The 20891-nt window shown below is 45.2% G+C and carries 19 protein-coding genes; 10 read left to right on the top strand and 9 right to left on the bottom strand.

Annotated elements, in window-relative coordinates; genetic code table 11:
• Positions 1 to 84 precede the first annotated feature (84 nt).
• The gene (locus P0M28_RS18880; RefSeq protein WP_302204240.1) at positions 85 to 648 is read left to right on the top strand and encodes a transposase; all 564 of its coding nucleotides are present in this window, start codon (positions 85 to 87) and stop codon (positions 646 to 648) included.
• Between the two features lie 33 nt (positions 649 to 681).
• On the opposite strand, the gene P0M28_RS18875 is transcribed toward P0M28_RS18880, so the two are convergent.
• The gene (locus P0M28_RS18875) at positions 682 to 3078 is read right to left on the bottom strand and encodes an ABC transporter permease (protein WP_302204239.1); all 2397 of its coding nucleotides are present in this window, start codon (positions 3076 to 3078) and stop codon (positions 682 to 684) included.
• Between the two features lie 85 nt (positions 3079 to 3163).
• Here P0M28_RS18875 and P0M28_RS18870 point away from each other — a divergent pair, with 85 nt between their 5' ends.
• Positions 3164 to 3529: a four helix bundle protein gene (locus P0M28_RS18870; RefSeq protein ID WP_302204237.1), complete on the top strand. Its 366-nt coding sequence runs from the start codon at positions 3164 to 3166 to the stop codon at positions 3527 to 3529.
• Between the two features lie 52 nt (positions 3530 to 3581).
• On the opposite strand, the gene P0M28_RS18865 is transcribed toward P0M28_RS18870, so the two are convergent.
• Positions 3582 to 6032: an ABC transporter permease gene (locus P0M28_RS18865; RefSeq protein WP_302204236.1), complete on the bottom strand. Its 2451-nt coding sequence runs from the start codon at positions 6030 to 6032 to the stop codon at positions 3582 to 3584.
• Positions 6033 to 6113: 81 nt separating this feature from the next.
• Positions 6114 to 8582, bottom strand: a complete 2469-nt coding sequence (locus P0M28_RS18860) for an ABC transporter permease (protein WP_302204234.1) — start codon at positions 8580 to 8582, stop codon at positions 6114 to 6116.
• Between the two features lie 427 nt (positions 8583 to 9009).
• Here P0M28_RS18860 and P0M28_RS18855 point away from each other — a divergent pair, with 427 nt between their 5' ends.
• Positions 9010 to 9345, top strand: a complete 336-nt coding sequence (locus P0M28_RS18855) for a monothiol bacilliredoxin BrxC family protein (protein ID WP_302204232.1) — start codon at positions 9010 to 9012, stop codon at positions 9343 to 9345.
• Between the two features lie 48 nt (positions 9346 to 9393).
• On the opposite strand, the gene P0M28_RS18850 is transcribed toward P0M28_RS18855, so the two are convergent.
• The 3 genes from P0M28_RS18850 to P0M28_RS18840 all read right to left on the bottom strand — a co-directional run bounded on the left by P0M28_RS18850 (position 9394) and on the right by P0M28_RS18840 (position 11410).
• Positions 9394 to 9642, bottom strand: coding sequence for a hypothetical protein (locus P0M28_RS18850; protein ID WP_302204231.1), 249 nt, complete (start codon positions 9640 to 9642; stop codon positions 9394 to 9396).
• A gap of 239 nt (positions 9643 to 9881) precedes the next feature.
• Complete coding sequence (locus P0M28_RS18845; RefSeq protein WP_302204230.1) at positions 9882 to 10043, bottom strand: PDDEXK family nuclease; 162 nt, start codon at positions 10041 to 10043, stop codon at positions 9882 to 9884.
• A 35-nt stretch (positions 10044 to 10078) separates the two neighbouring features.
• Complete coding sequence (locus P0M28_RS18840) at positions 10079 to 11410, bottom strand: Gfo/Idh/MocA family protein (protein WP_302204229.1); 1332 nt, start codon at positions 11408 to 11410, stop codon at positions 10079 to 10081.
• A gap of 160 nt (positions 11411 to 11570) precedes the next feature.
• Here P0M28_RS18840 and P0M28_RS18835 point away from each other — a divergent pair, with 160 nt between their 5' ends.
• From P0M28_RS18835 to P0M28_RS18820, 4 genes are all read left to right on the top strand, one after another.
• Positions 11571 to 12488, top strand: a complete 918-nt coding sequence (locus P0M28_RS18835; protein ID WP_302204227.1) for a universal stress protein — start codon at positions 11571 to 11573, stop codon at positions 12486 to 12488.
• A gap of 356 nt (positions 12489 to 12844) precedes the next feature.
• Positions 12845 to 14389, top strand: a complete 1545-nt coding sequence (gene dnaB / locus P0M28_RS18830; protein WP_302210921.1) for a replicative DNA helicase — start codon at positions 12845 to 12847, stop codon at positions 14387 to 14389.
• An 11-nt stretch (positions 14390 to 14400) separates the two neighbouring features.
• Positions 14401 to 15057, top strand: coding sequence for a pyridoxamine 5'-phosphate oxidase (gene pdxH, locus P0M28_RS18825; RefSeq protein WP_302204226.1), 657 nt, complete (start codon positions 14401 to 14403; stop codon positions 15055 to 15057).
• A 154-nt stretch (positions 15058 to 15211) separates the two neighbouring features.
• On the top strand, positions 15212 to 16384 hold the full coding sequence (locus P0M28_RS18820; protein ID WP_302204225.1) for an aspartate aminotransferase family protein: 1173 nt from the start codon (positions 15212 to 15214) through the stop codon (positions 16382 to 16384).
• A 23-nt stretch (positions 16385 to 16407) separates the two neighbouring features.
• Here the strand turns inward: P0M28_RS18820 and P0M28_RS18815 are convergent, their stop codons facing one another.
• Positions 16408 to 16728 (bottom strand): hypothetical protein, encoded by a 321-nt coding sequence (locus P0M28_RS18815; protein ID WP_302204223.1) that lies wholly within the window; start codon positions 16726 to 16728, stop codon positions 16408 to 16410.
• A gap of 159 nt (positions 16729 to 16887) precedes the next feature.
• Here P0M28_RS18815 and P0M28_RS18810 point away from each other — a divergent pair, with 159 nt between their 5' ends.
• From P0M28_RS18810 to rsmG, 3 genes are all read left to right on the top strand, one after another.
• Positions 16888 to 17991 (top strand): glycosyltransferase, encoded by a 1104-nt coding sequence (locus P0M28_RS18810; RefSeq protein WP_302204222.1) that lies wholly within the window; start codon positions 16888 to 16890, stop codon positions 17989 to 17991.
• Positions 17982 to 18590, top strand: a complete 609-nt coding sequence (locus P0M28_RS18805; RefSeq protein ID WP_302204221.1) for an RNA polymerase sigma factor — start codon at positions 17982 to 17984, stop codon at positions 18588 to 18590. The genes P0M28_RS18810 and P0M28_RS18805 overlap by 10 nt, the downstream gene beginning before the upstream one ends.
• Positions 18591 to 18658: 68 nt before the next feature.
• Entirely contained in the window at positions 18659 to 19297 is a 639-nt protein-coding gene (gene rsmG / locus P0M28_RS18800; protein WP_302204220.1) for a 16S rRNA (guanine(527)-N(7))-methyltransferase RsmG, read from the top strand.
• A 5-nt stretch (positions 19298 to 19302) separates the two neighbouring features.
• Here the strand turns inward: rsmG and P0M28_RS18795 are convergent, their stop codons facing one another.
• Both P0M28_RS18795 and P0M28_RS18790 read right to left on the bottom strand, forming a co-directional pair.
• Positions 19303 to 19578: a hypothetical protein gene (locus P0M28_RS18795; RefSeq protein ID WP_302204219.1), complete on the bottom strand. Its 276-nt coding sequence runs from the start codon at positions 19576 to 19578 to the stop codon at positions 19303 to 19305.
• Positions 19579 to 19588: 10 nt separating this feature from the next.
• Complete coding sequence (locus tag P0M28_RS18790; protein ID WP_302204218.1) at positions 19589 to 20854, bottom strand: asparagine synthetase B; 1266 nt, start codon at positions 20852 to 20854, stop codon at positions 19589 to 19591.
• Positions 20855 to 20891 lie beyond the last annotated feature (37 nt).

The following is a 20891-nucleotide window of genomic DNA, read 5'->3' as shown; positions in this document are numbered from 1 at the left end:
GATGCTTAGAAAAGGTTGCACGGGTAAGGAGTTACCTGTTACACATTTATTCAGGTAGTGGAAAGGAAGTATTTTAGTCTGGTTATGGATGAAAAGTTTCGTGGTAAATACCGTACTGTTTCTGCTCGTGCTTCTTGGTGGGATTATGGAAGCAACGCAGCTTATTTTGTAACTATCTGCACCAAAAATAGGATACATTATTTTGGGCAGGTAATACAAGGTGAAATGCAATTATCGGAAATTGGTATAATGGCCGATACCTGCTGGCAGGCCATCCCCGAACATTTCCCATTTGTTAAATTGGGGAACCACATCATCATGCCCAATCACGTGCATGGAATTATCATTATTGATAAAATGGATGATGAACGAATGGTAGAAACGCAAAATCTTGCGTTTCTACGGGCATCGTCGACCAATACACCCAAAAACAAATTTGGCCCACAATCGCAAAATTTGGCATCCATTATCCGGGGATTTAAAATTGGTGTTACCAAATCGGCGCGGCGGGTTCAACCAAATTTTACCTGGCAATCCCGGTACCACGATCATGTAATCCGCAACGAAAAATCGTTTCGTAACATCTCGAGATACATCACGAATAATCCGCGAAAATGGTCAGAAGACAGATTTTTTGCCAAAAACTGACTCCCTGCACCCCGCTCTTAGCCCCTCGCTATATTATTCGCTCCTTAGTGCGTCTACTGGATTAGCTAGGGCAGCGCGAGTAGTTTGAAAGCTAACCGTCACTAAAGCTACCAGCAGCGATAAGAATCCGGCAAAGGTGAACACCCACCAACCAATGTTGATACGGAAGGCAAAGCCTTCTAGCCAGCCTTGCAGCAGATAGTAAGTAACAGGCACAGAAATAAGAAAAGCAATCAGAATAAGGCTGACGAAATTTTTGGACAGTACAGCCAGCAGTTGAACCAGCGATGCCCCCAGCACTTTGCGGATACCAATTTCTTTGGTTCGCTGTTCCGTAGCGATAGAAGCCAATCCAAATAAACCTAAACAGGCAATGATAATAGCTAATCCGGCAATTACCGATACCACTTTGCTCATCTGTTCATCAGTCTGATACAATTCCTCAAAATGTTCATCCAGGAAGGAATATTCAAAGGGGCGGTTAGGAACCAGCGTTTCCCAGGTGCTTTGCACAGCGGTGATGGTTTCGGTAAGATTATCGGGACGTATCTTTACCGAAAGCTCGCTGAATCCCCACTCGGGGTGTACGTGGATAGCGAGCGTGTTTACCGAATGGTGAAGGGAGTTGTAGTTGAAATCATGAGTTACACCGACAATAGTGCCTAGCGTATCATTATCGTACCAGCCAAAACCAAACTGCGCTCCAATGGGATCTTCCAACCCCAATTCTTTAGCTAAAGACTCATTGATAATAAAGCTAAAGCCTGCGTCGTCAGCATACTCACGAGAGAATGCCCGTCCATCTTTCACTTGAATGCCGTACACCTCCAGGTAGTCATAGTCGACATTCACCTGAGAAATGGTTAGTTCGTGGATTGAGGTATCGGTTTTTACTTTTCCTCCAGTCTGATGAAAATTGTTACCAATCCGTTGCCCCGAGGCAGTTACCCCGGCTACTCCCGCGTGAGCGAGTAATTCGTTACGGAGCGCTTCGTACTGCTCGTTGGCCTCATTGCTCATCGGAATTAGCATCATCTGCTCCTTATCAAAACCAATGTCTTTACTCTTCATAAAATTGAGTTGCTGGGTAGCCAGTACCGTACCCACAATCAGCGCAATAGCGGTAGCAAATTGTATCACTACTAACCCACTTCTCAGCAACGACTTCTGGTTTAAGCTCTCCAGTTTTCCCTTTAGCACTTTAGCGGGTTGAAAGGAGGATAGAAACAGAGCGGGATATGAGCCAGATAATACTCCTACCAAACAAGCCACAATCAGTACTCCCACTATTACCTCCATATGATCGAGGATCGTCAGCAACGATAGTGAACGGTTGGAGATAGCATTAAGATAAGGAATGAAGGCAGCAGCAATTAGCAGTGATAATACTAGCGCAATCAAAGTAAGCAACACGGATTCACCCAAGAATTGCCCAACCAACTGTCGCTTCAAGGCTCCAATGGATTTGCGGATACCAACTTCTTTGGATCGGGTGGTAGAACGCGCTACCGAAAGATTCATGAAATTGATACTGGCGATAATCAGGACAAAGAAGGCCAGAATAGAAAATGTTTTAATGTACGAACCATCAAATTTGCGGTAATTCTGATAGTCGTGCTCAATATTCATTGATCCTAGATGTACATCCGAAAGTTGCTGAAGAAAAAGCGTATAGTAGGTAGTTGCCTCTTCGCTCATATGCGATTCCAAGAATTTGGGAAACTTACTCTCCAACTGCTCAATATCAGTTTGCGGAGCGAGTACCAAATAAGTCACCATGAAGTTGCTTCCCCACTGATCGTTAAACTCCGGTCGTTCTCGCGTAACCGTATTGATAGAAATCAAGGCTTCATACTGCAAGTGAGAGTTCTCCGGCACATCGGCTAACACTCCAGTAACTGCATAGTTATCATCGCCAATCACAAGTTGTTTTCCCAGAGCTTCGTCATCATTAAATAACTTTTGGGCGGTAGTTTCAGTAAGTACAATACTATTGGGTTTATCCAATACGGTACTTGGGTCGCCTTGTAGTAACTCAAAATCGAAGATTTCCAGAAAGGTAGAATCTACTACGGCCGTACGGTTAATAACCAGTTGTAAGTCATTCCGCTCGTACAAAAGATCTCCCCAGATCCAGAAACGGGTGAAGTTAGTGATCTCGGGCATATCGTTGAACAGATTGGGCCCCATGCCTGGCATGGACAAAGCCACATTCTGCGGACTCATTCCTGGAAACGATTGCACTTCGTCGAGCCGGTAAATTTGCTCTTTTTGCTGATGAAAAGTATCAAAGCTTAGCTCATCCGAGATAAAAAGAAAAATAACCAGACAAGCCGCCATACCAATCGCTAGACTCAGCACATTGATAAAGGAGTAAACTTTGTAACGACCGAGATTTCGTAACGCGATTTTGAGATAATTCTTCAACATAATAATTAATGACTAGTGAGTAATGATGAATTGACGGTAGTGATGAGAGGTAAGGCACAAATCTTGAAAGTAGATTGTACCTACTATGAACGGGAAGAAGAATATTATTAAAGAAAAGTCGTATGGCTTTGCACTTCAGATAATAACGCTCTATAAGCTGCTTACTAAGGAGAGAAAAGAATACGTACTCTCTAAGCAGATATTGCGGAGTGGCACCTCTATTGGGGCAAATGTTACTGAAGCCGATGCGGCTATCTCCAAAGCTGAGTTTTCGGCCAAGATGTCCATCGCCTACAAAGAGGTAATGGAAACAAGCTACTGGTTGAACCTTTTGCACGATAGTAGATTTATTAGCTCAACAGAGTTTGACGATCTGTATGAAGAATGCACGTCTATCTGTAAAATACTTTTCTCTATTCTCAAATCTTCTGGCAGAATTAATAGAGAATGATTGATGATGAATGAATGAATAATGCCCTTCATTAATCATTAGTCATCAATCATCATTCATTCCTAAGTGAATCAACTGGGTTAGCAGTGGCGGCTCGGAGTGATTTGTAGCCTACGGTTACTAGGGCAATTAGCATGGATGCGACTAGAGCTAGGACAAAGTAGCCAATACCGAGCGGAATTTTGTACACGAATGTCTCTAGCCAGGCTTGCATGGCAAAGTAGCCCAGCGGGGCAGCGATGACAAAGGCTAGTATCACTAACCAAGCAAATTCTTTGGTGAAGAGATAGAGAATATGGCTGACCGTTGCACCCAATGTTTTACGTACTCCAATCTCCTTCCGCCGTTGCAAGGCTAGGTACGATACCAATCCGTACAATCCCAGACAGCCGATGATAATAGAAAGGAAGGCAAATAAACGGAAGCCTTGGTACATTACATCCTCAATCACGTAGAAAGCACCGTACTCGAAGTATTCATCCAGCGACATGGCCGAATAGTAGTAATCGGGGTAGAGTTCTTTCCAGCTTTCTTCCACGGCGGTGAGTTGTTGTACGGGCTGAGGGGTTGCCATCTTTACGGCAGCCATCCACACACTTTCACCTTGGCTATGGAGCATCACGGGGTGAATTTCATCTTGAAGGGGGGCGTTGAAAAAATCTTCTACTACCCCTACAATGGTTGCTTTAGTCTCACCGTAGGTAATCATGGTTTCACCCAAAGCGTCTTCAATATTAGTGAAACCTAGTTTGGCTACGGCTTTTTTGTTGAGCAGAACATTGTATTCATCTGAAGAATCAGCAGGCAACACTCGATCTTCTTCCCGCAAATTGCGTCCGGCTACTAATTCTATGTCAAATACCGATAAGTACTGCGGGTCAACCCGTTTTCGCTCAATGCCAAATCCTCGCTCGTCCCCTTGCGCCGGATTGCGAATGCCGGTCCAACTATTACTACCCGACATGGGCGGTCCAGTGCAGAACGATACATCGGCTACGGCAGCTTGAGCAACAATTTTGTCGCGGAAAGTATCCAGATTTTGCTCTTCTTTTTGTGGGATAAACACCACCGCAATATCTTCTTTGGCAAATCCTAAATCACTCTCTCGCACGAAGTTCATCTGACTGGACACTACGATAGTACCAATGATGAGTAATTGAGAAATGACGAACTGGGTAACGACCAAGGTTTTACGAAGCGAGAACTTTCCAGCGAACCCGGTATTCTTGGCAGTCATTGATTGTTTAAGTGCTTCCGTTGGTTTAAACCCGGCTAAAATACGAGCTGGATAATAGCCCGCCATTAGCGTAACCATCAGTACCAACCCGACTAAAAAATAAATAACACTGGTGTCCAACGCCAAACCATAGTCTAACACTACTAGTAAAAACTGATTAAAGGCATCAACGAACTCTCCGGCTATGACCATCGCTAACAGGGAGGCCACTGCCGTAATAATGAATGTCTCGCCCATAAACTGGAGCACTATCTGCCTTTTGCGGCTACCTAGTGCTTTGCGAATGCCAATCTCTTTCGCCCGCTTCACCGACTGAGCAGTTGATAAGTTGATAAAATTGATACAAGCCGTAAGCAGTACGATAATTCCCATCGTGATGAAGGCTACAATGAGGATACTAGGAGTAGCATAATCAGTACCTCCGTAGCGTTCATCGGTATGCACTTCGGGCAAGGGTTGGAGATGATAGCTACGACGAGCGGCTCTATCTTCAGTATAATTTTTCTCTACCAGTATTCCCAAACGACCCTCCAGTTCTGTAGGATCATACCCTTCGGGTAACGTAACAAAAGTGGCCCAGTCAGAACTTCCCTGATTCCAATCGTAGATCCAATTATCGCTACGCTGAATGTAGTCTTGCATAGACGTCAGCATTCGGAACGTCACATTGGTGTTACGAGGGGCATTTTCCAGTATACCACTAATCTGGTAAGGACGCTGCTCCATAACGATGGTTTTACCCAGTAGCTGCTGATAATCGCCTTTTACCTCATTCCCAAAAAACTTATCGGCTAATTCTCGAGTGAGGACTACTTCATCTGGTCGGCTAAGTAAGTTCGTCGTCTGTCCAGCGAGTAACTCATAATCAAAGGTCTGTAAGAAGTGTTCATCTACGAACACCGCGTTATCTTCCTCAAAAATCGCGGGGGTGCCGCTTTCTTTGTCTATTTTCACATTGACGTTTTGCCCCATCACTACCCGAGTGGCTGTTTCTATCTCAGCAAACTCATCGCGAAGCGCTTCGGCCATTGGAAAAGCAACGTGACCCTGATAGCTAATTCCACTTTCTCCTTTATACTGACCAACTACCCGAAAGGTACGGTCAGCTTTCTCATGCCAAGTATCAAAGCTATGCTCATGCTTAATGAAGGCATAAATGGAAATACAACAAGCTAAGCTAAGTGTGAGACCTAGAATATTGATGACGGTGCTGAACGAATTACGGCGGAAATTCCGCAGGGTGGTGATGAGGTAGTTTCTAATCATGATGAATAATGACTAATGATTGATGATTAATAAGTGATGAGTGGCATTGATCATTATTCATTACTCATTCATCACTAAGAGTTATTCGCTTCTTAAAGACTTCACTGGGTTAGCCATTGCGGCTTTAACTGCTTTAGCACCAACAGTTAGTAAGGCTATGGACAGCACTAGACCTCCAGCGACCAGAAAGATAAACCACTGAATTTGGGTGCTGAACACGAAATTGCTCATATATTCTTTGGTTAGTAAGTACGCTAACGGCCAGGCAACTAGATTAGCTATCGCGATAATCTGTAAATACTCTTTAAAAAATAGGCGGATGATTCCTACATTGGTAGAACCCAGTACTTTCCGAATACCGATCTCTTTACGACGCTGTTCGGTAGCGAAGGAGGCCAGCCCAAATAGCCCCAAACAAGCAATAATGACTGCTAACCCCGAAAAATAGGTGACGATAGTACTTAGTTTCTCTTCGGCTTGATAAAGTTGGTTCAGGTCGTCATCCAGAAATGAAAAGGTAAATGGTTGATCGGGCACCATCGCCGTCCAGGTATTTTCTAGGTGATGTAGAGCTTCTTCTCGTTCCTGCGGATTAATCTTTACGAAGACATAATTGTACACCGGTAGTAGCGGGGCGAAGAAAGCTCCTGCGGTAGCCCGGTACAAGGGCTCAAAGTTAATATCATCTACCACCCCAATAATCCGTTTCTCTTGATAGTCTTTATCAGGAAATGCCAGATTAATTCGTACAGTTTGCCCTACCGGTTCACCTACTAAGTTGAGTTCTTTAATTGCTTGGCGGTTAATGATAATTGACTGCGTAGAATCGGTCGTAAAGCGTGGGTCAAAATCGCGGCCAGTAGCTACTTCTATTCCCATCGTTTGTAGGTACTCAAAGTCAATATTGATGGCAGCCATGTTCACTTGTTCTTCTTCACCCATCTGGTCGGTTTTAATCGGAACAATGGGCCGTAGCCCTCCCGGAACGCTCAGCGAAGCAGCCGCAGATAGCACCCCCGGGTGCTGGGTTAGTTCTCGCTTAAAGGTGCTGAGCTGAGCAGTCACCGCGTTGTTATCGTTTTCAATAACCACTACATGCTCTTTCTGAAAACCTAAATCCTTATTCTTTAGATAATCAATTTGGCTGTACACCACCCACGCCCCAATAATTAGCACAATGGAAACCATAAATTGAAATACCACCAGTCCTTTCCGTAGCCAAGGCGAACTGTTCATACCTACGGCTAACTTCCCCTTGAGTACTTCGGCAGGTTTGAACCCCGACAAAAACAAAGCTGGGTAACTACCTGATACCAAACCCGTCAGTAGAACCACCAGCATTAATCCCTGCCAAAGTCCGAAATTCTGATCTAAGTGTAGCGCGAGTTCTTTTCCCGCCAGTTGATTGAAGGTAGGTAGTAGGAGTTGGGCCAATAGCAGCGAAACCAGCGTGGCTATCAGCACCAGCAGTACCGATTCGCTTAGAAATTGCCCAATCAGTTGCCAGCGTTCCGCCCCTAGTGTTTTACGCAGACCTACTTCTTTCGACCGACGAGCCGATCGGGCTGTGGCTAGGTTCATGTAGTTTACGACAGCGATAAATAGCACAAACAAAGCGATCGCCATAAATACGTAAACTTGCGCCATGCTGCCATTGGGCTTCACCTCATTGAGCATATTAGAGTGCAGATGAATATCGGTAAGAGCCGTTAGTGATGATTTGCGCGCTATATCTTGCGAGGACAAATGCTCGGCGTTAAGTGCGTCAATTTGGGCTACTACTTCATTGGGCGAACTTTGGCCTTTAAGCAACAAGTAAGTATACCAACCGTCGTTGTTCCAGGTAGATGCTAAATCGGTGTCAGGGTTGAGCGATGCTACGGTTTCCGTAGAGGTCAGTATAGAGAACGTAAAATGACTGTTAGTAGGTGATGTAGCCGTTACCCCGGTTACTTGGTACTCGTGCTCCCTATCGCTGGCAAAGCGAAACGATTGACCTACCACATCGGTACGCCCGAAGTATTTTTTAACGGTTTCTTCGGTTAATACGGCTGAGAAAGGCTCAGCTAATGCAGCAACTGCATTTCCTTCTATCAACGGAAAAGAAAACAATTGAAAGAAAGAAGGATCAGCGAAATATACTTGTTGCTCTCGATAAAATTCATCTTCTACCTGAATAACTACCGCGCTATTTAGTCCGCTACCTAGTCGGCTTATGCGTACCGCTTCTTCTACATCCGGAATGGTTTCTTTAGCACCTACTGCCAAGGCCGATGAAACGGTGGGATAAGAATCTACCCCCTCCGCCAGATAGGTATTATCTACCCGATAAATCCGATCAGCCTGCTCGTGAAAACGATCGTAACTCAGTTCATGCTGGATATAAAGGTAGATTAGAACACAGGTAGTGATACCCGCGGTGAGCCCCAAAAGATTAATGGCGGAGTAGCCCTTGTATTTAAGCAGACTCCGTAGGGCAACGGTAAAGTAGTTTTTGAGCATAATAACTGATGAGTAGCGATTGATGACTGATGAAAGAATATTACTCACCAATCATTAGTCACTATTTATTAACAATACTATGCCACCTTCCAAATGCTTCAAAAACGGCTGATTGCTGCATCTGGTTTAAAAGAAAGTGTACGTAGGCGATCACGAATGTCCGATTACGGGCATTTAATGTTAACAAAACATCAGCAGTTTAGAACAAGCGAAGCTGTTGCATTGTATTGAATACAAAAACTATGTAACCATTAGAGCGTGTTTGAACTTTATCTTTTAGTTTTCTAATGACTATTTTCCGTTCATACTTCAGCTTTTTCTCAGGCGATAGCTTAGGCTATCTCCCTCAAAAAGAGCTTCGTCTGACCAAAAAATAGCTCACAATAAATTCTAAATATAAAATACAAACACGCTCTAATAATTAGGTTGGTATTTAACACGATTGAATTACTCAACAGTACTTAAAACAGTAATTATGTTTACCATTATGCATACTTCTCAGGATTTCGAAGCAGCTATTGAAGCCAGTTACGAAAAGCCTATTGTGATTTTCAAGCACTCGGCAACCTGTCCCTTCAGTGCCGCAGCGCAGGTGGAGGTTGCCAACGCCAAACCCGCTATTGATATTTACGGAATCGTACTACAGTATACATCGGATTTGAAAACGGAAATTGCCGAGAAACTAGATGTAGAGCACCAAAGTCCTCAGACAATTGTAGTTCATAAGGGAAAGGCAGTCAGTCACCAGTGGCGCGATGAAATTCAGGAAGATAAGCTAAAGCAAGAGGTTGCTCGCCTTTCGGGACAATGATCCCAGCCAGGAGCCTGTTCGTGGTGAATGCTGCGTTGATAAGTTTTATCAGAGGGCTGCATCTTCATAAATTTCCTTCAGGCTAAGCTTGCACCCTAGGATTTCTATTGTTTGCTGGGGCTGTTGAAGGGTTTGAGTTTCCCATTTTTCATCTGCATTCTTTTTGCGTACTTCTACTTCAGCTTTTTGGGATGAAACCAGCAGGTGTTCCCGAAACGATGGAAGCGTTCGGTAACAATCATATTTCTCCTGCACATTGTACTTTTCGGGGTACACGAATTTGTTGCACTCCGGCACAAACACCCGAATATCACTGCTGTAAATACGACAACCTTTTTTTCGTAAACATCTCCTTAAATGGTCACGGATCGCCGATGTGAGGAACGATGAGATAATAAAGTATTCAAATTGAACGCTGGATTTTTGGGGCGGGACAAGCGGTTCCCCGCCGGGACGCGAAAACCGAGCATAGCCGGGCTATATGAGGCTTTTCGTAACGCAGTACTGCCCCAAAAGAACGAGTTCAAATGGATACTTTACGGTCGCCGCGCGATTGTGTTATCGTTCCTAATCAGATCGTGCTCTTCAGTTACGCCAGCCATAGCCACTACCCATCCGTCATGATACTCATGCTTCAAGCCAGTTTCATTTTCCAGTTGAATATAGTCTTCTGTGCTTAACTTCTCTAGTAGATTCATATTTCACTTAAACGTTCTTTTCAAGCAATTGGGTTTTATACCGATAGCTTCCAACCGTTGTGGTACTGGGCTTGTACCATTTTTTGTGCGGCATCATCATCTCTAAAGGCATAGGCATCTGAGTCCCAGTAAACTTTACGGCCTAATCGGTAAGAGATATTGCCTAAGTGAGCTACTACCGCTACATGACTACCAATTTCAATGGGGCAAATGGGCTGCTCGCGGGTCTTGATACTGTTGATAAAATCCACTGCATGAGCATCCCGAGGGTTACCTCGACGGGGCTGATACGGCATCTTTTCCATCACGTAGCGAGAGTTGCCGTCCTCGGTGCGCTCGGTTACGGGAGTGATTTCCCAACCCCGTCGATCAATAATCATCCGGCCTTGTTCACCTACAAACTCAATGCCGTGATCTTTTCCGTAGGGGCCATTGCGGTTAATCATATTATGCTCCCACACCATCACAAAATCATCAAATTCGTAGATAGCACTCATGGTATCGGGGGTTTCCATATCGCTACCGGGGTCAGCAAACTTACCCCCCGAAGCCATTACCGAATTGGGGGCAGTGGCATCCATTCCTAATAGTACCATATCAATCAAATGGACGCCCCAATCAGTCATCTTACCTCCGGCGTAGTCCCAGTACCATCGGAACGAGCCGTGAAAGCGGTTTTCGTTAAATGGTCGATCGGGAGCTGGGCCTAGCCACATTTTATAATCAACCTCCGACGGAGCTGCTTGATTGGATACAGGTTGTACAATGCGTTCCGGGCCACTGTGGTTCCAGGCGCGCACAAAGTTTACTCGCCCGATTTTCCCGTCCCGGATTAGTTTCATCGCTGGTTGCCAGTGATCGCTGCTCCGTTGCTGCTGACCTACTTGCACAATGCGGTTATGCTTCTTAACTGCCTTAGCCATCACCTGGCATTCTTCAATAGAGTTTGCCAGTGGCTTTTCCACGTACACATCTAATCCCGCTTCGCAGGCCTGAATGGTTTGTACGGCGTGCCAGTGGTCAGGGGTACCCAAAATCACCGCATCCAAATCGGGGTGCTCGTACAGTTTACGGAAGTCGGTATAGGTATCCGGTCGGTTGCCCGCCATTTTCTCTACATCGCTCACGCGCTTATCTAGCTCGCGCTGGTCTACGTCACAGAGAGCTACGCAGTTAACGCCCGGTATTTGTAGATGGGAGCGTAGGTTGGCCCAACCAATATTTCGCACTCCTACCACCGCAATATTCACCTGATCGCTGGGTGCTATCCGGGGACGAGATTGAGCATTGAGGAAGACAGGAGAAGCCATGGCCGCCACCGTGCCACTACCTAATTTTGCCAAGAAATTTCTTCGGGATGAATTCATAATTTAGGTTGTTTTAATAGGGAAGTTAATTTACAAAAATGAGTTTAAAAAATGGCTCTTCAAATAGAAAGTGTCTGGCTGATAATTGCCGTTCGTCAGCATTATTCATAATTTAGGCAGCACATTAGCTGGTTTAGCTTACAATCTATAATTTTTTTGTATGTATGAATTAAAACGCATCGTAGTTGCGGTAAATCTGACGGAATTAGACGAAGAAGTGGTACGCTACGCATCTATCGTAAGTCGTATTATGGATGCTGACTCGGTTTACTTCGTTCATGTAGCTGAAACGCTCGATTTACCCGACGACTTAGCTGAGGAGTATCGTCAGGTATTGGCGCCGGTAGACGAAACCATTCAGCACGAAATGCAACACCTTGTAGATGATTATTTTCCTCACGGAGAGCATACGCAAGTATCCATTGATGTGCTTCAGGGCAACCCTACTGATGAGCTAATCCGCTACGGAAAACAGAAAGATGCTGACCTAATTATTTTGGGAAAACCTGATGGGTTTCCTAGAAAGCCAAAACTCCGTAAAGTAGCTGAGATTAGTACTTGCTCCGTGCTTTTCGTACCGGAGGGGGCTGACATAAAAATTGATAAAATTGCGGTTGCTCTCGATTTCTCCGACCATGCCCAGAGGGCACTTTCACAGGCGATTAAATTTACTGAAGAGGGGAAAGATGTAACAATCTACGGACACCATGTTTATCAAATTCCAAAGGGTTATTCTAAGACGGGTAAAAGCTACGAGGATTTTAGCCAGATTATGGAAGAGAACGCCAAAAAAGAATCTAAGAAGTTTTTTGACAACCACAATTTAGACAAAAACATTTGCGAAATGCGTTACCAGCTAAGTGAAGATACCAAAATTGATGATGAGCTTTTTGGCTTCGCCCAGCAGAAAGACGTAGATCTCATGATTATTGGCTCCCGAGGGCGCACCGCCGCGGCTTCTATCTTACTGGGTAGTGTAGCGGAGCGACTGCTCGCATACCATACCAACATTCCGCTGTTTATGGTAAAAGAAAAAAATAGCAACATGAGTTTTCTCGAGGCACTGCTCAGTCTGTAAATCGTAATCAACTGAGCATCAGAAAATCAGCCTCACCCATGAGAACGGTCACTTCATTATAGAGCGCAGCTTCTTAATTTTAGTCAGCCTAATCTATAAATTTTGGGCTGACTTTTTAGTATGTTTGCAGCCCCCGAATCAGAAAAGGAAATCCTGAAAGTGGTTGGGTGCTTAGGCTATTTTTTATAACTTATGAGATTACCGCTACGGCGGTAGACGTTCTAAATGAAAATCGCTAACCAATATCTATGAATACTACCGGGCCTGGTAACGGAAACTCCCGAAATAGCGGAACGTCGTCTAACGAGAACCGTCGTGACTTTTCAGCAAGAAGTGGCGATTACACCCGAAACCGGATGCGTAAGATTCTGGAGAACAACGCGGCTACCGGGAAAGTACAGCCGCAGGCCGTTGACCTGGAAGAGGCCGTGCTGGGTGCCCTCATGCTGGAGAAAGATGCTCTTACTACCGTTATTGAGATTCTCCAGGTAGAAAGCTTTTACCGGGAAGCCCACCAAGAGATATACAAAGCTATTCTTGAACTTTTTGATAAATCTGAGCCGGTAGACATCCTCACCGTTACCAGTCAGCTTCGTAAAAACGGTACGCTAGACTTAGCCGGGGGAGCTTTTGAGATTAGTGGATTGACCCAGCGGGTAAGCTCAGCCGCTAATATTGAGTACCATGCTCGTATTGTGTCCGAAATGGCCATCAAGCGAGAGCTTATCACCATTGCGGCCGAAATTCAGCAAGAGGCCTACGAAGATACGACCGATACATTTTCGCTGCTCGACAAAATGGAACAGCGCATCTTCAGCGTATCGGAAGCCAACATCCGAAAAAATTACGCCGATATGCGCTCCATGATGCGCGAAGCACTGAGTGAGCTAGAAGCTAAAAAACTCCGCAAAGATGGCTTAACCGGAGTACCTACCGGATTCACCGTACTCGATCGGCTCACCTCCGGTTGGCAGCGGTCCGACTTGGTTATTATCGCTGCGCGGCCGGGCATGGGAAAAACGGCCTTCATTCTCTCGGCACTGCGAAATGCAGCGGTTGATTTCAAGCATTCGGTAGCTATTTTTTCGCTGGAAATGTCGTCGGTACAGTTGGTGAATCGTCTGATTAGTGCGGAAGCCGAACTGGAGAGTGAAAAAATTAAAAAAGGAAATCTGCTGGATCATGAATGGCAGCAGTTATACAGTAAAACGGCCTCTTTAACTGAGGCTCCTATTTTCATTGACGACACCCCAGCTTTGTCTATCCGGGAGTTGCGCTCCAAATGCCGCCGTCTGAAAGCCCAAAACGATATTGAACTGATTGTGGTGGATTATCTTCAACTCATGTCGGGTGACTCTTCCAAAAATAGTGGCGGAAATCGAGAGCAGGAAATTGCCTCCATCTCGCGAGCGATGAAGAATTTGGCCAAAGAGCTGAATGTTCCGGTAATTGCCCTCTCGCAGTTAAGCCGGGCGGTAGAAACCCGGGGCGGCGACAAACGTCCGCAGTTATCTGACCTTCGTGAAAGTGGATCAATCGAGCAGGATGCTGACATGGTGATGTTTCTGTACCGTCCTGAGTACTACGGGCTTACCGAAAACGAAGAAGGGCAGTCGGTGCAAGGCGTAGGGGAAGTAATGATTGCTAAACACCGGAACGGGGCACTCGATACGGTCAACCTGAAGTTTATTGGAAAATACACTCGCTTTACCAATCTGGACGACCCGATGGGCAACACCAACTACGGAAGTTCACTGGTAAGTGCCAGTGGTGGTCAGGAGTTTAATGACTCATCTAACATTATCACCTACACCAGCAAGGCGAATAACCCCGATTTTAAGAAAAATGATTCTGACAGCGATTCTCCGGTGCCCCCTTCGGAAGACGCCCCACCTTTCTAAAAGAAACAATTATGAGTGCCTCTATTGCCGATATGCGACAGGAATATTCTCAGAAATCTCTTGATATATCTGATGCTGCTTCTGACCCCGTTGAGCAGTTCCACCAATGGTTTGAAGAAGCCCGTAACGCGCAACTACCGGAACCTAACGCTATGCACCTAGCAACGGCGGACTCTGAGGGTAGGCCTTCCGGAAGAATAGTTTTGTTGAAAGGAATAGAAAGCCAAACGGGATACCGCCCCCAATTTATCTTCTACACCAACTACCAAAGCCGGAAGGGAGATGAGATGGAGAAGAACCCTAACGTAGCTCTCACGTTCTTCTGGGCTGAGTTAGAACGTCAGGTTCGTATTGCGGGGACTATCGCCAAAGTAGATGAGGTTACTTCAACAGAATATTTTCATAGTCGTCCGAGGGCAAGTCAAATTGGCGCGTGGGTTTCTCCCCAGAGCGAACCCATTGAGAATCGGGAAGTACTTGACCAACGCAAGACCCAGTTTACCGAAAAGTTTGCTAACCAAGAAGTGCCGCGCCCTCCGCACTGGGGAGGATACGCAGTCAGCCCACTATCTATCGAGTTCTGGCAAGGTCGCCCCAGCCGTTTGCACGATCGCATATACTACCAACTTACGGATGACCAGTGGCAAATTCAACGTTTAGCCCCATAGTCGGAGACCGGAAACCGAAGACGGGGAAGATGTACAGACCAACCAGGAAAGTTCGTATTCGTTCAATTATACTCTATCCTATTTTCCGGTCTTCGGACTCCGGTCTCCCGGCTCCGTTTAATTCACAAAACCTAACCCCTAACTCCCAGTTTCTATGAACCTCACCGAACTCGACCAACAATACTACCTACCCGTTTTCAACCGTTACCCGATTACGCTGGCAAAGGGCGAGGGTAGTCGGTTGTGGGATACTGATGGTAAAGAATACGTGGATATGCTGGCGGGTATTGCCGTAACCAGCGTAGGCCACTGCCATCCTAAGGTAGTGGAAGCTATTCGGCAGCAAGCGGGGCAATTGATGCACGTTTCTAACTTGTTACTGACCGAACCGCAGGCTGAGCTTACGCAAACGCTTGCTCAGTTTTCGGGTATGGATCGGATATTTCTATCTAACTCCGGGGCCGAAGCGGTAGAAGGAGCAGTTAAAATTGCGCGAAAGTACGCCCACGCTCACGACCGGGGCGGAACGATTATTACGTTTGAAGGAGCTTTTCACGGAAGAACGTTGGCTACGGCAGCAGCAGGTAGTCCCAAATACCAGGAAGGATATGAACCTATTCCATCTGGTTTTGTAAAGATTCCCTACAACGATATCGAGGCTTTAGAAAAGGCTTACTCCGATGATGCGACCGCTGTATTGGTAGAGCCAGTGCAGTGGGCCGAAGGCATACGAGTAGCCCAACTGGAGTTTCTCCAAGCAGTGCGCCAGTGGTGCGATGAACATAATATTGTACTGATCTTTGATGAAATTCAGTGTGGAGTGGGGCGTACGGGTAAAGCTATGGCGTGGCAGCGATTTGGCGTAAAACCAGACGTGATCACCATGGCTAAAGCACTGGGTAGTGGTTTCCCGATTGGAGCCACGCTATGTGTTCAGAAAATTGCGGATGCTTTAAATAAAGGCGATCATGGGTCTACTTTTGGAGGTAATCCGCTGGCCTGTGCTACCGCTCTAGCCACCTTAGCGGTAATTAAAGAAGAAAATCTAGCTCAGCAAGCCGAAGTTTCGGGCTCTCAACTGATGGGGTATCTCTGCGAACTTTCTGCCAAACATCCAGCAATTACACAAGTAAGCGGTATGGGACTGATGATTGGAGCAAAACTTAATCAACCCGCTCGCCCAGTAGCCGAACGAATGCTGAAACATGGAGTAATTGCTAGTGCCGTAGGGAAAGATACTATTCGCTTTGTCCCAGCACTAAATGCTCCCTGGGAAGATTTGAAGCAAGGAGCCGATGCATTGGTAGCAGCCTTAGCTGATAGCTAACTTATAGAGCAGAAAGCGGTAAATCAATTAAGATGAATCGGTAAATGACGAACCAGAAATTCTACCGGCATCATGCCGTATATTTTGCCGATCATTAAGAAAGTAAGCAAGCCTAAGCAATTTCGGGCAAATTCATAGTCGGCACTAACGAAGGTGAATCCAAAGTGCCATTTGTATAACGAAAAAATCAAACTAAACCCCAATGTGCCCACCAGTGCGGCGGTAATATAGAACAGCACTGAACGCTGCTGAGCCCACCGGCTACCCAGCCGAATAAAAAGGTACACTCCTGTATATTGAACAAAGAGGATAATGATGGCTACCAGAAAGAAATCTATTGTCACGGTACTAAAATTTTGCTAACCTTATTTTAATTAACCAAGGTTAGCATCTTAGTCTAGCCTCGGATTGAGCTATTTGTCATAAAACAAAGGAAGGAGTAGTTTTGTGCTTTTGTTTAAATCTACAAATTATGTTCCAAAATTGCTAAGTCCAATAAATTTATGGAGTGGGTTGCTGTGCTTGTTTTTGTTGCCACTTGGGCTTTTCAATTATATTGGTACTATACGCTCTATTCAATTTGGAGAAACTATCACCCTTCCACTTCAAATACCGCTAAGCAACCTTCTGTTTCCATCATTGTCTGTGCTCATAACGAAATAAATAACCTGAAAATTCTATTGCCACTACTATATCAGCAACAATATCCTACTTATGAAATCGTCGTAGTAGAAGATACTTCATACGACGGCAGTTTGGATTTTTTATTAGCCCAAAAAGAGCAGCATAGCAACCTAAAAATTGTTTGGTTGCGCGATCATCCTGAGCATGTGGGAGGTAAAAAATACGCCCTAACCTTGGGAATACGAGCCGCCCGCTACCCGCACCTACTACTAACTGATGCCGACTGTCGCCCTTCCAGTCCTTTCTGGGTGCGTAGCATGATTCAGTCTTGGGCAGCTGAGCACGAATTTGTATTAGGATACTCTCCTTATCAAACTCAGCCCGGATTATTAAATGGGTTTATTCGTTACGAAACGCTGCACACAGGCATGATGTACTTAGGTGCCGCCCTGAAAGGTTATCCGTATATGGGGGTTGGCCGGAACTTAGCGTACCGAAAATTGTTTTTCTTAGAGAGTGGAGGTTTCCGAGGATTTTGGCACCTTACTGGGGGAGATGACGATATTTTTGTAAATCGGCACGCAACCGGCAGGAATACGACCATCGCTATTCATGTGGAAAGCCAGATGGTTTCGGTTCCTAAAACGAGCTGGCGAGCGTATATCCGGCAGAAAATTCGCCATCTGAGCGTAGGCAAATACTATAAAAAGCAGGACAAACGGTGGTTGGGGGTATTTTCAGTAACAACGATCGGATTCTGGTTAGTGTGCTTATTTTTATTGTTTACCGGAGCGTGGATGGTGGCCGTACTTAGCTTGCTAGTACGCTGGGGGATGATGGCTTTGGCTTTTCGCAGTACTGCCAATAAGTTGAATGATTCAATTCCCTTACATATGCTGCCAATATTCGATTTTTTATACGTTATTTACTATATGAGCATTGGCCCCATTGCCCTACTTTCAAAACATATCCGATGGAAATAAAAAAGGATTTTTCCAAAAAGGCGTTAGAAGATTTTAGACTAATTGACGAGGCTACCAAAAAGAATGACGAGCAAGCCTACGCGGAACTGATGCGTCGCTATAAGAAACCGGTCTATCATATGGTACTGAAAATGGTGCGTAATGTGGACGATGCGGAAGATCTGACCATTGAAGCCTTTGCCAAAGCATTCAAAAGCCTACATCGTTTCAAGAAAGACTATACCTTCAGTACTTGGCTGTTTCGGATTGCTACTAACAACGCTATTGACTTTATTCGGAAGAAAAAGCTGGAAACGCTGAGCCTGAATACCTCATTCAAGGATGACAACGGCGATGCGGTAAATATTGATGTGGAAGACAATAACCTCGATCCCCAAGAAGAAGCGATTAAAGAACAGAAAAAGGAGCTAGTACGTGCTTTTGTAACCAAACTACCGCCCAAGTATCAACGTTTGGTGAAGCTTCGCTACTTCCAAGAATTCTCTTATGACGAAATTGCCAAGGAACTGGATGCTCCGCTTGGCACCGTAAAAGCCCAGCTCCACCGCGCCCGCGAACTGATGTACGAATTAGTGAAAAATAAGAAAGAACATATATAATGAATAATGAGTGATGATGAATGAGTAATAATTAATCACTATTCATTCGTCATTAATCATTCATTTCCATGACATCTTCTCAGCAGCTTGACCGGATTTTTGCCTACTTTCCTGATCTGACAGATCGTCAAAAACAGCAGTTGGCGGAACTTGCTCCATTGTACCAAAATTGGAACGAAAAAATCAACGTCATCTCTCGGAGAGATATTGAGAACATTTATCTGCACCACGTGCTTCACTCACTGGCTATTACCAAGGTGGTTTCGTTTAATTCAGGAGCTAAAGTGCTGGATGTTGGTACTGGCGGTGGCTTTCCGGGCATTCCGCTGGCTATCTTATTTCCAGAAACGCAGTTTCACTTAGTAGATTCTATTGGCAAGAAAATTAATGTAGTGAAAGCCGTAGCTGATTCATTGGCACTAAAAAATGTCTCAGCGGAACACATCCGAGCCGAAAAAGTAAAGGGCAGTTATGACTTTATTGTAACCAGAGCCGTAGCTCGCTTGAGTGTGCTCCTTCACTGGTGTCGCCGAAAAATGAAAGATGAATCAAATCATTCTCTCCCCAACGGGCTAATTGCCTTGAAGGGGGGAGATCTTACCGATGAGTTGAAAGAAACGAACCTACCGTATCGCCTTTACGAACTTTCTAAGTTTTTTAATGAGGATTTCCTCGAGACGAAGAAAATTGTATATGTAGAGAGATAGTGATTCTAACGAGCTTCTAGTGCTGGACATCTATTTTTTAGTAGGTGGTAAAGTCGCTCATATTTCTCTAAGTTATTGCTATCTGAATAGGTTACGTATCCCTTGGTTGAATTTAGTAATAATATACGACTACGCTGCCCTCTGTTTATTCGTAGCTTTTCTTCCCAATAGGCTAGATCGTTATCCAGATCAATCGTTCGGCTGATTCCGATCAAACGCTTTACAATAATTGTAGAAGGGTACTGAATTGTCAGACGCTGGTAGTCAGGTAATATTTTCATTAGCCTACCATTATGTCTTCTGCTTCTTTTTCTTCGCCGCGGGGAATAAGATATTGTTCAGAATAAGCCGGTACCCCGGGGAGTTGGGGTGGAGATTTAAATCAGTGGGAGCCTCGCCTACCCGGTGCTGGTAGTCTTCGGGGTCGTGCCCGCCGTAGAATGTCCAGAACCCTTTGCCGAACACGCCGTGGATGTACTTCGCCTCTCCGGCTGACTTGGTTTCACCCAGTACTACTACATCGGGGCGAATTAGGCTTTTGCGAAAGGCGGTGGTCTGCCCCATAAATCCTTTTACAATTCGCTCGTGGTTCTGAGTAAGCATGGTCGGGATTGGGTCCCACTTAGCCGAAAACTCGAACAGATTAAAGAAATCATTATCCTGACTTAAGCCCCGCGAGCGCGGATCAACATCAATATTGGAGTATTCGTACTCGTAAGGATTGTAAACAATCTGAAAATCTTGGAAAGCAAAAGTATTATCGAACTTCAGTTTCTCCTGAGCGTTAGGATCAGCATTATCGCCGTCGTACATCGGGCCGCAAATATCTACCCCATCAGCCGCCAGGGCAATATCGTAAGTATCGGTAGCCGAGCACATAGCAAACATAAAGCCGCCCCCGGAAACAAAATCACGAATCTTCTTCACTACGCCCAGCTTCAGTTGAGAAACTTTATCGAACCCATGCTCATGAGCGGTTTCTTCGTACTTACGCTGCCGTTCAATGTACCAGGGTGCGTTCCGGTAAATTCGGTAGAACTTTCCGTACTGCCCGGTAAAATCCTCGTGGTGCAGATGCAACCAATCGTACTCGGGTAGTTTACCGTACATTACCTCATCGTCAAACAATACTTCGTAAGGAATTTCGGCATAAGTTAATGCTAAGGTTACAGCATCATCCCAAGGTTGTTTACTTTTAGGAGAATAGACCGCAATTTTTGGGTGCTTCTCCAGTTTCATCAAGTCTTTGTTAGATGATGGGCTGGCAATTACGCTGATAATTTGATTGTACTGGGCATCAGAGATTACTTCGTAACTCACTCCCCGAATCACGCATTCGTTCTCTAGCTTCTGGTAGTGCTTGCTGGCGAAACTTCCGCCTCGGTAGTTTAGCAGCCAGTCAACTTCTCCGTCCTGCTGCAACACCCAGTAAGCAATTCCGTAGGCTTTTAGGTGGTTGGATTGCACTTGATCCATCGGGAGCAAAATGTAGGATGCCTGAGCGCACCCACAGATAAACGCCAACAATAAGCCGGTTAACACAAATTTCATATTCATAAGCTATCCTGTTACTATTTTAATGAGTAATCCTTAC

It is taken from the genome of Tunicatimonas pelagia (assembly GCF_030506325.1).
Lineage (GTDB): Bacteria > Bacteroidota > Bacteroidia > Cytophagales > Cyclobacteriaceae > Tunicatimonas > Tunicatimonas pelagia.
The sequence above is the reverse complement of the archived record's forward strand: the minus strand, read 5'-3'. Positions and strand labels throughout refer to the sequence as shown.

Excerpts from the sequence above, each read along its gene's own strand:
- P0M28_RS18805 (WP_302204221.1), top strand. The coding sequence starts at position 17,982 with ATGGAAATAAAAAAGGATTTTTCCAAAAAGGCGTTAGAAGATTTTAGA.
- P0M28_RS18795 (WP_302204219.1), bottom strand. The coding sequence starts at position 19,578 with ATGAAAATATTACCTGACTACCAGCGTCTGACAATTCAGTACCCTTCT.
- P0M28_RS18880 (WP_302204240.1), top strand. The coding sequence starts at position 85 with ATGGATGAAAAGTTTCGTGGTAAATACCGTACTGTTTCTGCTCGTGCT.
- P0M28_RS18855 (WP_302204232.1), top strand. The coding sequence starts at position 9,010 with ATGTTTACCATTATGCATACTTCTCAGGATTTCGAAGCAGCTATTGAA.
- P0M28_RS18790 (WP_302204218.1), bottom strand. The coding sequence starts at position 20,854 with ATGAATATGAAATTTGTGTTAACCGGCTTATTGTTGGCGTTTATCTGT.
- pdxH (WP_302204226.1), top strand. The coding sequence starts at position 14,401 with ATGAGTGCCTCTATTGCCGATATGCGACAGGAATATTCTCAGAAATCT.
- P0M28_RS18820 (WP_302204225.1), top strand. The coding sequence starts at position 15,212 with ATGAACCTCACCGAACTCGACCAACAATACTACCTACCCGTTTTCAAC.
- P0M28_RS18810 (WP_302204222.1), top strand. The coding sequence starts at position 16,888 with ATGGAGTGGGTTGCTGTGCTTGTTTTTGTTGCCACTTGGGCTTTTCAA.
- P0M28_RS18875 (WP_302204239.1), bottom strand. The coding sequence starts at position 3,078 with ATGTTGAAGAATTATCTCAAAATCGCGTTACGAAATCTCGGTCGTTAC.
- P0M28_RS18840 (WP_302204229.1), bottom strand. The coding sequence starts at position 11,410 with ATGAATTCATCCCGAAGAAATTTCTTGGCAAAATTAGGTAGTGGCACG.
- dnaB (WP_302210921.1), top strand. The coding sequence starts at position 12,845 with ATGCGTAAGATTCTGGAGAACAACGCGGCTACCGGGAAAGTACAGCCG.
- rsmG (WP_302204220.1), top strand. The coding sequence starts at position 18,659 with ATGACATCTTCTCAGCAGCTTGACCGGATTTTTGCCTACTTTCCTGAT.
- P0M28_RS18870 (WP_302204237.1), top strand. The coding sequence starts at position 3,164 with ATGAACGGGAAGAAGAATATTATTAAAGAAAAGTCGTATGGCTTTGCA.
- P0M28_RS18845 (WP_302204230.1), bottom strand. The coding sequence starts at position 10,043 with ATGAATCTACTAGAGAAGTTAAGCACAGAAGACTATATTCAACTGGAA.
- P0M28_RS18865 (WP_302204236.1), bottom strand. The coding sequence starts at position 6,032 with ATGATTAGAAACTACCTCATCACCACCCTGCGGAATTTCCGCCGTAAT.
- P0M28_RS18835 (WP_302204227.1), top strand. The coding sequence starts at position 11,571 with ATGTATGAATTAAAACGCATCGTAGTTGCGGTAAATCTGACGGAATTA.